A 14,878-nucleotide genomic window follows, 5' to 3' on the forward strand; every position below is an offset into this window, starting at 1 on the left:
GATGGAAAAATTATCACGTCATCAGCTAAGAGAAAAGGCAGTTCAGAGCTTATATCAATTGGTCATTGATCGCGAGCAATTTCAAAGTGAGACTGCTGTAGAATTTGCCTTAGAAGCTGGTAATGATCCTGATCAAGGATTTTTAGGAACAATTGATCCTTATTTAATTACTCTTGTCAGAGGAGTCAGGGATAATCAACATGCCTTAGATGATCTGATTAAACAGTATCTCAGTCAAGCATGGACACTTGATAGAATAGCCAGTATTGATTTGACGATTTTGCGTTTAGCTTTTTTTGAAGTGCTTTTTATTGATGAAGAACAAGTTCCAGCCAAAGTAGCTGTCGATGAGGCGATTGAGTTGGCCAAAACTTTTTCAGACGATCGATCAAGAAAGTTTATCTCAGGTGTTCTAGCTAAACTATTAGCTAAGCAAAATTAAATGCGTCCAGAAAAAGAATGTGAAGAAACTATTCTTTTTCTGGTTTTTTTCTTATAATATTTTGTTAAACAAAGGGGTTTAGCTTGTATATATACATTTTGACCGATATAATCAAAGTGTCATAAAGAGCATCAATTAGTAAAAGGAGAATCTTAATTATGAAAAAACAAAAAGTATTATTACTTGCTTTAGCTGCTTTGACTGCTTTTCCAGCAAGTATGCCTTTAATTACTCAATCAGCTATGGCAGTTGAACAGGCTGAGCAAACTTTGCAAGTAGAAAAATTAGCTTTAGGAGCGACTTTAAATTCACAACAAGCCCAACAAACCATTCAATTATTAGGCGCAAATCAGGTAACTCCTGAGAATACAATTTATGTTGACGGTGTGATGATTGATCGCTATTTAAACATTGGATCAGATGCTTCAACAGATGTATACTCGTCCGTATATATTAAGCCTCAAGCACCTGGTACAGGAATTAAAGTTCAAATTGTAACGCCTGAAAATATCACTGCTGTTTCAGCTACAACCTATCAAAATGCAGCTATAACAGCGGGAGCCAAGAATGCCTTATTAAGAATTGGTACAATTCTACCTGTAACAGGCGAAGGAGCTCTAACTGGCCTTTATGCTTTGCTAGAATCACAAGGTGTCGTAGTAAAACAACACGATATGCAAACGGCACAAAAAGAAATTTCTGTCGTAAATAATGTTAAGACTGAAACAGGGTTAACCGATGAACAAGTAAACGTAATTATTGCTGAAATTAAGAAAGAAGTTGCTGCTCAAGTTCAAAATAATGGTCAAGTAAACTCGACTGAAATTGTAAACACAGTTGTAAATAATGTTATTAATAACACTAATATTGAAGGCGATGGCAATGTTGTCGATAATTCAGTTGCTACCGATGTAGAGATTTCTAATCAAACGAAGCAAGAATTAGAGCAATATGCCAATGATTTTGCCCAGACCGATGCTGCTGCTAATGAAGACACTGTTCAACAATTAGATGCGTCGATCGAAGACAAAAAATGGGACAATATTCTTGCTCAACTAGAGCCTAAAATGACTATTGATGAAATTAAAGCAGTAGAAACACCTGATTTTTCTGATACTGAAAAATACCATGAAATTTTACCTGCCTTATATAATCGTTTCAAGCAAGCAGTCGATCAGGGGATCCGTGTAGATGATATCTATGCCCATACCTTTATCATTGAAGCCATCCAACCAGAGCTTACAGTCGAAACAAAAGCAGAATTAGATAATTTTAGAGAATTGCTTTACCAATATACCGCTACTTTCGAAGGTGATTTAAAAGCTACTGCGGAAGGCGAAGGATACGAATTTTTACCAATCAAAGACCAATGGCTTACACAACTACAATCCGCTCAGAATTTAAAAGCATCTGATGCACCATTAGCAGAAATTATTCAATTAATTGCAAATGCGACTGGATTTGCACCAGAGGTATATACTTATACTGATATTGAACAAACGGATAAAGTAATTAGCTTAACGGTAGCTGAAGACACACCAACTAAAATGACAACGTTAGCGCGATTCCAATATGATTTAGAAACAGGTGTTATTAGTGAAATAGATCCTGTTTCAATGGAAGCTGTGCCTTTAAACCAAGCGACATTTGATTTTAATGCTATCTATGGTGTGAATGTTGAGAACCATTATGTAGCAGCTGAAGTTCCTGTGGATTACACGATTCCTGGTTATACCTCAGTTGAAACGACCGAAGAAGAAACAACTCTTGAGGAGGAACCGCAAGAGATGACAGAAGCACCAACTAATCCAGAAGAGGAACAACCTTCTGAAGAGGTCCAACCGTCTGAAGAAGTACCCGAAACAGAAACGCCAACTTCAAACGAACAGACAACCGAAGCGGCTCCATCTGAAGAAACAGATTCCGGAAATTAACCTTAAGGTTAAAAAAGTTAAAAAATTTTAATACGATCTATAAAGAACCAGATAAAGCAAATTTAAATCTGGTTCTTTTTTGATTTCTAGTCCTGTCAATTAGATTGTGATAAAATAGAAAAGAATGATATTTGAAAAGAGGTGAGACAGTGAAGAAAGAAACAAAGAATTATATAACAGTCGGTGCTTTATCAAAATATATTAGTCAGAAATTTGATCGTGATCCTCATTTACAACGGATTAGGATTTTAGGGGAAATTTCAAATTATCGCCATCGACCAAACTCTCATCAGTACTTTTCTTTAAAAGAAGATAAGGTTCAAATTAACGCTATCATGTTTAAAAATCAATTTCATCGCTTAAAATTTCAATTAGAAGAAGGAATGAAAGTTTTTGTAACGGCAAGAGTCGGGGTGTATGAAGGAGGCGGAAGATACCAACTGTACGTGGAAAGCATTGAACCTGATGGAATTGGCTCCCTCTATTTGGCGCTAGAGCAATTAAAAGAAAAGATGAAAGCGCAAGGCCTTTTTGATCGCCCTAAAAAAAGTTTATCTAAATTCCCAAAACGTATAGCTGTTATTACGAGCCCATCAGGATCGGTTATTCGTGACATCATGACAACTATCCAACGGCGGTATCCGATTGTAGAAATAGTAGTCTTTCCTACTAAAGTACAGGGCAAAGATGCTGCAAAAGAAATCGTGGCATCTTTTAAGCTGTTACAGAGTGCTCCTTTAACGTTTGATGGTGTTATTTTGGCACGTGGCGGCGGTTCGATTGAAGATCTTTGGTGTTTTAATGATGAAGCCGTAGCACATGCTATTCTAGAATGTCCGATACCGGTCATTTCTTCAATTGGTCATGAAACAGATACAACCATTGCTGATTTAGTGGCTGATTTAAGGGCTCCAACGCCTACTGCTGCGGCAGAACTGTCTGTTCCTGTCTTACAAGAAGTTTTAATAGCAATCAGTCAAAAGCAAGCGCGTTTGTTTAACGCCTTTCGGGGGCGGATAGAATGGGCGAGTGAGCGTCTAGTAAGGTCAAGTCATTCCTATGTATTAACGCAACCTGAGAGGCTTTACCAATCTTATTTACAAAATGCACTTTATTTAAGCGATCGTTTACAAATGCGTCAAGAACAATATTTCTCTAGTCAGAAACAAAAGATTACTCAGTTAAAACAAGCCGTGTACGCATATAACCCTCACCAGCAAATTGCCTATCGTCAAGAAACATTAAAAACCACTCGAACAAGTATGCAACGTACTTTATTTGATTATTTGAGAAGAAAAGAAGACCAGCATGTAAAAGCCAGTTCACTCTTAGACGCATATAGCCCACTTAGAATAATGGCGCGCGGATATTCATTGGTTGAGAAAGAAGGTCATCAGATAATATCCAGTCAGGAATTAGCTAAAGGGGATCATTTGAAAATTCAGTTATATGAAGGGTGTGCAAATGTTTTAGTTGAATCGACAGATGACGAAGCGATTATTAAAAAGGAGGAATAGAAAATGACAGAAAACCAAATAGTAGATCCATCTATTACTTTTGAACAAGCTTTGCAAGAGCTCGAAGAGATTGTACAAAAATTAGAAAGAGGCACTTTGCCTTTACAAGAAGCCTTGCAAGCCTTTCAAAAAGGTGTTTCTTTGAGCCAGTATTGTCAAAAAGAATTAACCGAAGCTGAGGCTACCGTCACAAAAATAATGACAGAATCAGGATTACAACCACTAGATGAGGAGATTAAAACAGAATGATACTCGGCGGCCCCTTACGTACACAATTCGAACAAGCTTTACAAGATCAGGTTGTTTCTATGCATTCCCCTCTAGAAATGGTCAAACCCATGGTATATTCTTTAAATAGTGGTGGGAAAAGATTAAGGCCCTTACTTTTATTAACGGTGGTTGCTATTTTAAATAAGGAAAAGGTGGATAAGGCTATTTCTACTGCCATTGCTCTTGAATTTATTCATACTTATTCCTTAATTCATGATGATCTGCCTGCCATGGATGATGACGAAGTGCGAAGAGGGCAACCAACCTCTCACGTTAAATTTGATGAAGCGACTGCCATTTTAGCAGGAGATGCTCTTCAAGCGGATGCTTTTGCGATTCTTGCTCAAGATGAAAGTTTACAAGACCATCAAAAAGTCGCTCTCCTAACAGAATTGGCTCATGCAGCAGGTTCTTCAGGTATGGTGGCAGGACAATTGTATGACATTCAAGCTGAAAATAAAAACATCGAGTTTGACAAATTGCAGCAAATCCATTTGATGAAGACCGGTTTATTGTTTATTTTTGCAATGAAAGCAGCGTCAATCATTGTTGAAGTTGATCAGGAAGTAGCTAATTTAATGACAAAATTTGGTCAGCATTATGGGGTGGCATATCAAATTCATAATGACTTAAAAGATGTGGTCGATTTGAACGAGGAAGTTGATAGTTTAGCTTATTCAGATATTATTAATCAGAAGTCAACCTATCCAAGTCTTTTAGGAATTCAAGCTGCAAAGGAAAGCTTAATTGAGGAAATCCGATTAGCGCGAGTAGCGTTGGAAAGTTTAGAAACAGTATGTCATAAATCTTTTCAAGCGCTAGATAATTTTCTCATACCGCTTGAGAAATACCTTTAAGGAGTTAATAATGAAAAAGGAACGTGTCGATAAATTAGTTGTTCAAGCAGGAATAACCCACTCACGGGAACAAGCACGTCGTTTAATCATGTCAGGTAAAATTTATGATCAAAATGATCAACGCTATGACAAACCTGGCGAAAAAATACCTACCGATCGTGAGCTTTATCTCAAAGGGAAACCCTTCCCATATGTCTCTCGTGGTGGACTAAAATTAGAAAAAGCGCTCGACTTTTTTAAAATTGATATCACTGACCATATTCTTTTAGATATCGGGGCTTCAACGGGAGGTTTTACTGATGTTGCTTTGCAAAAAGGCGCTCGTTTATCTTATGCCTTAGATGTGGGATATAATCAATTAGCCTATTCACTCCGTCAAGACCCACGAGTAGTCGTAATGGAGCGTCAAAATTTCCGTTACTCTCGCTTAGAGGATTTTACAAAAGGACAACCAACCATCGCTTCAATAGATGTTTCTTTTATTTCACTCTCATTAATATTACCCCCTTTACAGGCAATATTGAAAAAAGGTGCTTCAGTGATTGCCTTAATCAAACCTCAGTTTGAAGCAGGACCTAGTCGTATAGGGAAAAAAGGTGTTATAAAAGACCCGGTTGTTCATCAAGAGGTGTTAGAAGAAGTGATGGCATTTATTACCGATATTGGTTTTATTGTGAAAGACCTAACTTATTCACCAATAACAGGTGGAGAAGGTAATATCGAGTATTTGGTGCACTTACTTCATGAAGATCAACCTGGAAACCTCAGTCATTTAACCATTGATATTGCAAAAGTCGTGGAAGAGAGCCATCAAACTTTTGAATAAAATCAGTAAAGAGGTGTCTTATGTTAATTAGTTTAAGAATTGAAAACTTTGCCATTATTGACCAAGTTTCTATCGATTTTAGTGAAAGAATGACGGTTCTTTCCGGAGAAACTGGTGCCGGTAAATCAATAATTATTGATGCGATTGGTATTTTATGTGGGGGTAGGGGATCGACTGATTTTATTCGTAAAGGGAGTCAAAACCTTTTTATTGAAGGGCTATTCAGTCTGCAGAAAAATGAGAAACTCTTATTGCAATTGGAAGAAATAGGGATCAAGATCGAAGATCCAGAAGATGCTCTTCTCATTCAAAGAGAAATTCACAAGAGCGGACGCAATGTCATTAAAGTTAATCAAAGACCTGTCAATGTTACCATGCTAAAACAAATTGGACGTTATTTAGTTGATATCCATGGTCAAAATGAGCATCAAGCGCTCTTAGATTCGTCAAGACATCTTGAATTATTAGACCTATATGCTACAGAGTCATTAGAAGTGATTAAGGAGGAATATCAGGTTTCTTTTGCTCTTTATCGTGATCTAAGACAGACCTTATTGAGTAAAAAGTTTGATGAACAAGAAGCACTCCAGCGCTTAAATTTTCTCGAATTTCAGTTTGAAGAACTAAATAGTTTAGATTTAGTCGCTGATGAGGATCAAGAATTACTCCAGCAGAGTAAGAAGATGCAAAATGCTCAAGTTATGAACCAACATCTGAGCGAAATTAACCAGTTAATGACCGATCAAGAAGGAAGTGTCGACCAACAAATAGAACGTGTACTCTATTTGCTGCAAACGTTAGGTAGGCTTGAGGATCAATATTTATCTTTTGCAGAGCGCTTAAGTGGTTTTCAAATAGATTTGAAAGAGTTAAGTCGTGAAATTGCATTTTCTCTTGATATTCCGGATTATGATGACCAAGTTATTGATGCGATTCAAAAGAGATTGAGTCAACTAGAAAAAGTACAAAAAAAATATGGACGCACAATTGAAGATTTGATAAGCTATCAGCTTGAGTTGGCAAAGGAAATCGATCAAATTAAAAACTTTGAAAACTATCAAAAACAAACACAAGACGCTTTTTTAAAAGCCTATCAAGAAACCTACTATTTAGCACATAAAATAAGTGTTCTTCGCCAAGAAGCAGCTAAAAAAATTACTTCAGAAGTGGAAGATCAGTTAAAAGAACTCTATATGCCTTATACTGAATTTCAAGTAAAAATCAGTCAGGTCGAAGAGGACTCTAGTATGCGATCTTTCTTTCCCGAAACACTCTTACGTTTAAATGAAACAGGCCTTGACCAAGTCGAATTTTATGCAGTGACAAACTTAGGTGAAGAAAGTCAACCGCTGGCTAGAATTGCGTCAGGTGGGGAACTTTCTCGATTTATGTTAGCTTTGAAAACGATTTTCGCTCGAAATCAAGCTGTTGAGACTTTGATCTTTGATGAAATTGATACAGGCGTTTCTGGTCGAGTTGCGAGTGCGATAGCGAGTAAGATGGCTAAGATTGGCCAAACCAAACAAGTGCTATGTATCACACATTTAGCCCAAGTAGCTGCTGCTGCAAACCAGCAATTAATTATTAGTAAAGAAATTAACCAAGAACGTACAATCACACAAGTTGATTATTTAACTGAAGAAGAAAGAGTGGCCATGATTGCTAGCATGATGTCCGGTGAAGTGCAGTCTGATTCAAGTCTGCAAGTAGCTCAAGATCTGCTTACATCCTATCAAAATAACTAGGAGGTTTTATCTTGAATAAACTACCGATAGTAGTCATTGCTGGACCTACAGGGGTTGGTAAAACGGCACTATCCGTTAAAATGGCTAAACGCTTTAATGGACAGGTTATTAATGCCGATTCGATGCAAGTATACCGTGGCTTGGATATCGGAACCGGCAAGATTACCCTTGAAGAAATGGAAGGTGTCGAACATCATCTTTTAGATATTTGTCATCCTGAAGAAAACTATGATGCCAGTCAATTTCAAAAAGATGCTAGCCAAGTAATTAAGAAAATTTATGAGGAAGGGGGCTTACCATTTCTTGTTGGTGGCACAGGCCTTTATTTAGAAGGCTTACTCTACGATCTTTCTTTTGGTGGAGAGCGCTCAATGGACCCCCAATATCGTCAAAGCTTAGAGGCAAGGTTGGAAAGAGAAGGTGCATCGATTCTTTGGCAAGAATTGAATGCTATCGATCCATTAGCAGCAAAAAAGATCCCTATACAAAATGGAAGGCGAATCATCCGAGCCTTAGAAGTAATTAATCAGACAGGAAAACTTTTTTCAAGCCAATCAGAAATAACTAATCGTCAGTCTCGGTTTAAAGAACTTTTAATCATCTTAAATCGTCCCCGTGAAGAACTGTATGACCGGATTAATCGGAGGGTGGAGATGATGCTTAAGCAGGGGCTGGAAACTGAAGCCCGCCATCTTTTTCAAGGTAAAGAAAATGTTAATTTTTCCAGTATGAAGGGCATCGGTTACAAAGAATGGTTACCTTATTTCGAAGAACAACAATCATATGAAGACACCGTTGCAAATATCCAACAAAATAGTCGGCGTTATGCAAAAAGACAATTGACTTGGTATCGTAATCGAATGAAAAATCAACATTGGATTGATTTAAGTAAACCGGATTATGAAAATCAAGCAGAAGCTTTAATATCAGAATTTCTAGATGAAATTAAAAAGGAGAAACAATGATCGAAACCAGTAAAGGCCCAGAACGGGTCCTAATAGTAGGAATTCAAACAGAAGCATACCAAGATGATCGCTTCATAGAGTTGATTTCAGAAATGGAATCCTTAACCCAAACGGCAGAAGGGATTGTTATAAAAACAATTATTCAAAAACTACCAAGGCTTAATCACCATTCTGCTGTAGGATCAGGTAAATTGGAAGAAATCAGATTGTATGTAGAAAGTGATGCTATTGACTTAGTCATTTTCTTTAACTCACTTTCACCTAGTATGAATAAGGTGATTGAAGCTGAACTAGGTGTTAAGGTGATTGACCGTGTACAACTCATTCTAGATATATTTGCAATGCGAGCTAAAAGCCGAGAAGGGAAACTACAGGTTGGGTTGGCTCAATATCAATACCTATTGCCAAGAATTGGCGGACAGGGAAAATCTCTTTCACGTTTAGGAGGAGGCATTGGAACGAGAGGGCCTGGTGAAACTCAATTAGAAACCGATCGACGCCATATCCGTTCACGGATTAACCAGATCAAAAAAGAGTTAAAAGAAGTTGCTCAACACCGTAAACGTACACGAGAAAACCGCTATAATGGTCGTGAATTTAATATCGGTCTTGTCGGGTATACTAACGCCGGAAAGTCGACTATTTTAAGTCGAATAACAGAAAGTGAAACTTTTGTACAGAACCAATTATTTGCAACACTTGACCCACTTACTCGACAGTTTTCGATTCACGGACACCCAATGTTTACCTTAACAGACACAGTCGGGTTCATTGAAGAATTACCGACTCAATTGATCGAATCATTTAAGTCAACCTTAGAAGAAATACGATACATGGATGTCTTATTGCATGTGGTAGATGCCTCAAATCCTGCCCATCTTATGCATGAAGAAACAGTTAACCGCATTTTAAAAGACATTGAAGCAGATCACATTCCAGTTTTAACTGTCTATAATAAGAAAGATATGATTGATGAGTCCTTTGTGGCTATACAAAAGCCCAATATTACGATTTCTGCTCTAAACAATAAGGATATTGAAGAACTAAAAGAAGCAATTTGGAATCTTTGTATTCAGTCAGCAGAGGCCTATTCTGTAAAAGTACTTCCAGAAGAAGCAGATCTCTTATCGCTGTATCAGCAAAAAACGCTTGTTAAAAGCTTGGAATTTGATGAAGAAAATCAATATTACCGTGTGAGTGGTTACCGTCGCAAGCAGAACGATAAAAATGACATATAAAGGAGGAAAAAAATGTTAACGATGAAAGATATTATTAAAGAAGGTCACCCAACCTTGCGGTTAAAAGCAAAAAAGGTAACTTTCCCAATGGATCCTTCGTTAAAACAAAAAGCCATGGAAATGTTAGAATTCCTAAAGAATAGTCAAGATAAGGAAAAAGCAGAAAAATATGGATTAAGACCAGGAGTAGGTTTAGCGGCTCCTCAAATAAATATAAGCAAACAGATATTTGCTATGCATATTTATCAATTTGATGATGAAGGCAACATTTCTGGTGAAGAAATGAGTCAAATTTTCGTTAACCCAGTGATTACGAGACACTCTGTTCAGGAAGTCGCTTTAAGTGAAGGTGAAGGGTGCTTATCAGTGGATCGTGAAGTAGAAGGTTATGTGCCTCGTCCACAAAGAATAACACTCAAGTATCAAGATCTGGAAGGGAATGAACATAGTTTAAAATTAAGGAATTATCAAGCTGTGGTAGCTCAGCATGAAATTGATCATTTGCATGGTATCATGTTTTATGATCATATTAATGAGCAAGCTCCGTGGTACGCTAAAGAAGATTTACACCTCATTTGATTCCTCAATAAACAAATATGTTTTGGCATTGTTTGAAGTGAAATTTCTATGGTATAATACATGAGTAATTTGAAAGAAGTTAGGAGAAGATAAGATGATTTCAGCAACCGATTTAAAAGCCGGTATGACTTTTGTGGATAATGGGAACTTAATTAAGGTATTAGAAGCAAGCCACCACAAACCAGGTAAGGGTAACACTGTTATGCGTATGAAACTTCGTAATGTGCGTACAGGGGCAACATACGATACTACTTTTCGACCTGATGAAAAATTTGAACGTGCCTACTTAGATACGAAAGAAGTCCAATATCTTTATAAGATGGATGGAATGGCTGTCTTCATGGATCTTGAGACATACGAACAGTATGAGTTACCTGCGGATACTATTGAAAATGAATTGCTATATTTGTTAGATAATATGCATTGTAAAATACAATTCTTTGGTCAAGAAGTAATTGGGGTTGAATTGCCAGGCACAGTAGTATTGACCGTTTCTGAAACTCAACCTTCGATCAAGGGTGCAACAGTAACAGGATCCGGTAAACCTGCTACAATGGAAACAGGTCTCGTTGTCAATGTTCCTGACTTTATTGAAGCTGGCGAATCCCTAGAAATTGGAACATCTGATGGTTCATACAAAGGTAGAGCTAATAAATAATAAAAAAAACTCAGCTTTGGCTGAGTTTTTTTATGCTTAAAAATAATCGTTACTTTCATAGGAGCTCAATTATTAATATATTAACTGTTATTAAAAAGAACCTTGTTGAGATAATTACCCAACAAGGTTCTAAATGTTATTTTTCTACTTCATTGATAGTCGCCCAGTTATAATAAGATCCTTCATAGTTTTTGACCTTTTTAAAGCCTAGCATTTCCATTATTAATTGCATATAAGCTGAACGAATACCTCCTGTACAATAAGTAACTATAGCATCCTCTTTATTTAATCCCTCATCTAGAAAAAGAGCTTCTAATTCTTTGTTAGATTTCAATAAATCATTTTCATTATATAAAGCGGTGTATGGGATATTTATTGCGCCGGGAATATGGCCACCTTTTGCTTCCCCATAATATGTTGCACCTTCATATTCATCTTTTTCACGGGTGTCAATAATTTTATAATCTGCCAGGGATTCTGTTAACTCCTGTGTATCAATAATTGCATCACGACTAATTTCATCAATTGATACTTCAACCGGCTTGAAATCAATGTTTCCTTTATCTAGCTCTATTTCTGATTTTGAAATGGCTTGGAAACCGCCGTCAACCATTTTTAGCTTTTGATAGCCAGCCGCTTTAAGGACCCAAAGGATACGACCGTCATCCCCCCAGCCTGCATTAGCAACAGAATAGAGAATAATTTCTTTGGCAGGATCAATTCCTAATTCGCCTAATTTTTTTGCAAGATCTTTCTTAGCTAGGATATGTCCCCAACCTTCTTCGCCGGGTTTTTTATCTTCAACATCCGCTAAATCTTGCCAAGTCATAGCAAGAGCACCTGGCACATGGCCTTTACTAGCTTCTTTCGTTCCTCGGGTATCAATTATGATCGTGCTAGGGTCATAAATTTTTGATGCTAAGTAGTCAACATCAACAATAAAGTCACCCGAAAATTGTTTCGAATCAATTGCGGCTTCTTCAACAGCTGTTACTTCATCATGTATTGTATTAGTCGCATTAACAATAAACGGATTAGTGGAAATCAAAATACAAGATAGAAAAAAGAATATGACTGAATTTGTGAATTTTTTCATAATATCCCTCCTGAGAATATTCTAGTCTTTTTAAAAACGAAATGATAGTCGCTATTCATGAGTGTTTTTAATAAACACTAGCTATTTATCAGTATAGTAGCCAAAGTCATCAATTATTTTGAAAATTCAAGATCAAAAAAATAATTAGTGTTGTTAAATAGAAATTTTGTGTTCAAAAAAACACTACTTAGAGAAATCTGATTTTATCAGTTAACCCTTAAGTAGTGTTATAGTTATATTAGATATGCCAGGCAGGATTCGAACCTGCGACCTACGGTTTAGAAGACCGTTGCTCTATCCAGCTGAGCTACTAGCACATAACAACTACATTATTATAAGTTCTTTTTTAAAATTTGTCAAGTCAAATTTTAAAAATAGGCACAACTGCTACAGTTTCTCACAATTAACTATAACAGATGTGACAGTTAATTTTGTGCATAATTTCTCAAACTTTCCATTATAAAGCTAGTAAATAATTGTAATCGCACCCACTCACTATCTTTCCCTTGCAATTGATTAATTAAGATGGTATCGTTTAATGTGAGCAAATATTGCTACAGTTTTATTTCAACTGTTATGAAGTCAAAAAATGAGAGGAATGTGAAACAATGGCACGAGCAAAAGCGAAAGTGACAATGGAAGAACTATTGAAACCAGATAATTTTGATTTTTCAATGGTTCAAATAATGGATGAAGAGGGGACTATCGTCAATCCAGAACTATTAGGCGATATTACTGATGAAGAGATGGTTCAATTTATGGAAGAAATGGTTTGGGCACGTGAATTGTTTGAGCGTTCGACTGCCTTAAACCGTCAAGGTCGTTTAGGTTTTTATGCTCCAACTTCAGGTCAAGAAGCGTCTCAATTAGGTACGGTATTAGCGACTGAGAAGGAAGATTTTCTTTTACCAGGATATCGAGATGTACCACAATTAATTAAGCATGGTCTTCCTCTACATAAAGCCTTTCTTTGGTCTAAAGGGCACGTGGCTGGATCGACTTTTGATGAGGATTTAAAAGCCTATCCACCACAAATTATCATTGGCGCTCAGTATGTTCAAACAGCTGGTGTGGCATTAGGAATTAAAAAGAATAATCGTCAAGCCATTGCAATGACTTGGACAGGTGACGGTGGTTCTTCACAAGGTGATTTCTATGAAGGAATTAACTTTGCTGGTGCCTTCAAAGCCCCTGCTGTCTTTGTTGTTCAAAATAATGGCTGGGCAATTTCTACTCCACGTAGTGTGCAAACTGCAGCTCCGACTTTAGCTCAAAAAGCAGTGGCCGCAGGTATTCCAGGTATTCAAGTGGATGGGATGGACATTCTTTCTGTTTACGCTGTTACAAAAGCAGCCCGTGAATATGCAATTGCTGGAAATGGTCCTGTTTTAATTGAAACGATTTGCTACCGTTTTGGGCCGCATACTCTTTCAGGAGATGATCCAAAACGTTACCAACCTGAAGGTGCTCAAGAGGAATGGCGCGCTAAAGATCCATTAGTACGCATGCGTAAATATCTAACAGCTAAAGGATTATGGTCAGAAGAAAAGGAACAAGAAGTTATTCAAAAAACGAAAGATGAAGTTAAGGAAGCTATAAAACTAGCAGATCAAGAACCAAGACAAAAAATATCTGACTTCTTGAAAAATATGTATGCAACACCAGATTATGTTACTCAAGAACAAATCAGTAAATTTGAAGCAAAGGAGAATAAATAATTATGGCTAAATTAACAATGATTGAGGCTATTACTGACGCTTTAGCCAATGAATTACGCACTGATGATCGTACTCTTGTCTTCGGCGAGGATGTCGGTAAAAACGGTGGTGTATTCCGAGCTACCCAAGGATTACAAGAAGAATTCGGCGAAGATCGTGTAATGGATACACCATTAGCTGAATCAGGTATCAGTGGTATGGCGATTGGACTTGCTCTTGAAGGGTTTCGTCCTATTCCTGAAATTCAATTTAATGGATTTGTTTTTGAAACAATGGACTCAGTTGTTGCTCAAGCAGCACGTACTCGCTATCGTATGGGAGCATCACGTCACTTACCAATCACTTTCCGCTCTCCGTTCGGAGGAGGCGTCCACACACCTGAACTTCATGCAGATTCACTAGAAGGATTGTTAGCACAATCACCAGGTCTTAAAGTGGTTATTCCGTCTAATCCATATGATGCTAAAGGTTTACTGATTTCAGCGATCCGCGACAATGATCCTGTTTATTTCTTAGAACATATGAAGTTGTACCGTTCTTTCCGTGAAGAAGTACCTGAAGAAGAATACACAGTACCTTTAGGCAAAGCAAAGGTAGTTAAAGAGGGAACAGATCTAACTCTAATTGCATACGGAGCAATGGTTCAAGAATCAGTTAAAGCAGCAGAAGCATTGTCCAAAGAAGGTGTTAATGTTGAAGTGATTGACTTAAGAACCGTTCAACCATTAGATATTGAAACGATTGTCGCATCTGTTGAAAAAACAGGTAAAGTGATTATGGTTCAAGAAGCTCAACGCCAAGCCGGTGTAGGAAGTAAAGTGATCGCAGAAATTTCTGAACGTGCGGTACTTTCTCTTAAAGCACCTATTGGATTTGTAGCTGCCCCTGATACTGTCTTCCCATTCGGAATGGCTGAAAGAGACTGGTTACCAAACGCAGAAGATATTGTAGCGAAGGCAAAAGAATTAGAAGACTTTTAGGCTATAAAAGAGTTCAAGCAGATGATTCATCTGCTTGCTTTCTAGTTAAGTGA

14 protein-coding genes and 1 tRNA gene are annotated in these 14,878 nt (G+C 37.3%); 13 read left to right on the plus strand and 2 right to left on the minus strand.

Annotation, left to right across the window (positions count from 1 at the left end; genetic code table 11):
• Position 1 precedes the first annotated feature (1 nt).
• The 11 genes from nusB (at position 2) to efp (ending at position 11,031) form a co-directional block, all read left to right on the plus strand.
• Positions 2-442, plus strand: a complete 441-nt coding sequence (nusB, locus tag HF969_RS07300; RefSeq protein WP_090290198.1) for a transcription antitermination factor NusB — start codon at positions 2-4, stop codon at positions 440-442.
• A gap of 158 nt (positions 443-600) precedes the next feature.
• Complete coding sequence (locus tag HF969_RS07305) at positions 601-2,376, plus strand: DUF1002 domain-containing protein (protein ID WP_090290199.1); 1,776 nt, start codon at positions 601-603, stop codon at positions 2,374-2,376.
• Between the two features lie 149 nt (positions 2,377-2,525).
• Positions 2,526-3,893: an exodeoxyribonuclease VII large subunit gene (xseA, locus tag HF969_RS07310; RefSeq protein WP_245694850.1), complete on the plus strand. Its 1,368-nt coding sequence runs from the start codon at positions 2,526-2,528 to the stop codon at positions 3,891-3,893.
• 3 nt (positions 3,894-3,896) lie between these two features.
• A complete protein-coding gene (locus tag HF969_RS07315; protein ID WP_090290201.1) occupies positions 3,897-4,142 on the plus strand; it encodes an exodeoxyribonuclease VII small subunit in 246 nt (81 codons plus the stop codon).
• Positions 4,139-5,020, plus strand: a complete 882-nt coding sequence (locus tag HF969_RS07320; protein WP_090290202.1) for a polyprenyl synthetase family protein — start codon at positions 4,139-4,141, stop codon at positions 5,018-5,020. The genes HF969_RS07315 and HF969_RS07320 overlap by 4 nt, the downstream gene beginning before the upstream one ends.
• Before the next feature lie 10 nt (positions 5,021-5,030).
• Positions 5,031-5,846: a TlyA family RNA methyltransferase gene (locus HF969_RS07325; protein ID WP_090290203.1), complete on the plus strand. Its 816-nt coding sequence runs from the start codon at positions 5,031-5,033 to the stop codon at positions 5,844-5,846.
• Between the two features lie 20 nt (positions 5,847-5,866).
• On the plus strand, positions 5,867-7,591 hold the full coding sequence (gene recN, locus HF969_RS07330; protein WP_090290204.1) for a DNA repair protein RecN: 1,725 nt from the start codon (positions 5,867-5,869) through the stop codon (positions 7,589-7,591).
• A gap of 11 nt (positions 7,592-7,602) precedes the next feature.
• Positions 7,603-8,556, plus strand: a complete 954-nt coding sequence (gene miaA, locus HF969_RS07335) for a tRNA (adenosine(37)-N6)-dimethylallyltransferase MiaA (RefSeq protein ID WP_210727905.1) — start codon at positions 7,603-7,605, stop codon at positions 8,554-8,556.
• Entirely contained in the window at positions 8,553-9,794 is a 1,242-nt protein-coding gene (gene hflX, locus HF969_RS07340) for a GTPase HflX (RefSeq protein WP_090290206.1), read from the plus strand. The genes miaA and hflX overlap by 4 nt, the downstream gene beginning before the upstream one ends.
• A 12-nt stretch (positions 9,795-9,806) precedes the next feature.
• Positions 9,807-10,373 carry a peptide deformylase gene (gene def / locus HF969_RS07345; protein ID WP_090290207.1) on the plus strand — a complete coding sequence of 189 codons (567 nt, stop codon included), beginning with the start codon at positions 9,807-9,809 and terminating at the stop codon, positions 10,371-10,373.
• 94 nt (positions 10,374-10,467) lie between these two features.
• Positions 10,468-11,031, plus strand: a complete 564-nt coding sequence (gene efp / locus HF969_RS07350) for an elongation factor P (RefSeq protein WP_090290208.1) — start codon at positions 10,468-10,470, stop codon at positions 11,029-11,031.
• 136 nt (positions 11,032-11,167) lie between these two features.
• Here efp and HF969_RS07355 read toward each other — a convergent pair whose 3' ends face one another.
• Positions 11,168-12,127: a sulfurtransferase gene (locus HF969_RS07355; RefSeq protein ID WP_090290209.1), complete on the minus strand. Its 960-nt coding sequence runs from the start codon at positions 12,125-12,127 to the stop codon at positions 11,168-11,170.
• 243 nt (positions 12,128-12,370) lie between these two features.
• Positions 12,371-12,444, minus strand: a tRNA-Arg gene (locus tag HF969_RS07360).
• A 291-nt stretch (positions 12,445-12,735) separates the two neighbouring features.
• Between HF969_RS07360 and pdhA the strand changes: the two genes are divergently transcribed.
• Together pdhA and HF969_RS07370 are read left to right on the plus strand one after the other, a co-directional pair.
• Entirely contained in the window at positions 12,736-13,845 is a 1,110-nt protein-coding gene (pdhA, locus tag HF969_RS07365) for a pyruvate dehydrogenase (acetyl-transferring) E1 component subunit alpha (protein ID WP_090290210.1), read from the plus strand.
• Between the two features lie 2 nt (positions 13,846-13,847).
• Positions 13,848-14,825, plus strand: a complete 978-nt coding sequence (locus tag HF969_RS07370) for an alpha-ketoacid dehydrogenase subunit beta (RefSeq protein WP_090290211.1) — start codon at positions 13,848-13,850, stop codon at positions 14,823-14,825.
• Positions 14,826-14,878 lie beyond the last annotated feature (53 nt).

The organism is Facklamia miroungae, assembly GCF_012396555.1.
Classification (GTDB): domain Bacteria; phylum Bacillota; class Bacilli; order Lactobacillales; family Aerococcaceae; genus Facklamia; species Facklamia miroungae.

Coding starts and splice junctions, on each gene's coding strand:
- HF969_RS07355 (WP_090290209.1), bottom strand. CDS start 12,127: ATGAAAAAATTCACAAATTCAGTCATATTCTTTTTTCTATCTTGTATT.
- HF969_RS07315 (WP_090290201.1), top strand. CDS start 3,897: ATGACAGAAAACCAAATAGTAGATCCATCTATTACTTTTGAACAAGCT.
- nusB (WP_090290198.1), top strand. CDS start 2: ATGGAAAAATTATCACGTCATCAGCTAAGAGAAAAGGCAGTTCAGAGC.
- hflX (WP_090290206.1), top strand. CDS start 8,553: ATGATCGAAACCAGTAAAGGCCCAGAACGGGTCCTAATAGTAGGAATT.
- HF969_RS07320 (WP_090290202.1), top strand. CDS start 4,139: ATGATACTCGGCGGCCCCTTACGTACACAATTCGAACAAGCTTTACAA.
- HF969_RS07370 (WP_090290211.1), top strand. CDS start 13,848: ATGGCTAAATTAACAATGATTGAGGCTATTACTGACGCTTTAGCCAAT.
- def (WP_090290207.1), top strand. CDS start 9,807: ATGTTAACGATGAAAGATATTATTAAAGAAGGTCACCCAACCTTGCGG.
- pdhA (WP_090290210.1), top strand. CDS start 12,736: ATGGCACGAGCAAAAGCGAAAGTGACAATGGAAGAACTATTGAAACCA.
- HF969_RS07325 (WP_090290203.1), top strand. CDS start 5,031: ATGAAAAAGGAACGTGTCGATAAATTAGTTGTTCAAGCAGGAATAACC.
- HF969_RS07305 (WP_090290199.1), top strand. CDS start 601: ATGAAAAAACAAAAAGTATTATTACTTGCTTTAGCTGCTTTGACTGCT.
- recN (WP_090290204.1), top strand. CDS start 5,867: ATGTTAATTAGTTTAAGAATTGAAAACTTTGCCATTATTGACCAAGTT.
- efp (WP_090290208.1), top strand. CDS start 10,468: ATGATTTCAGCAACCGATTTAAAAGCCGGTATGACTTTTGTGGATAAT.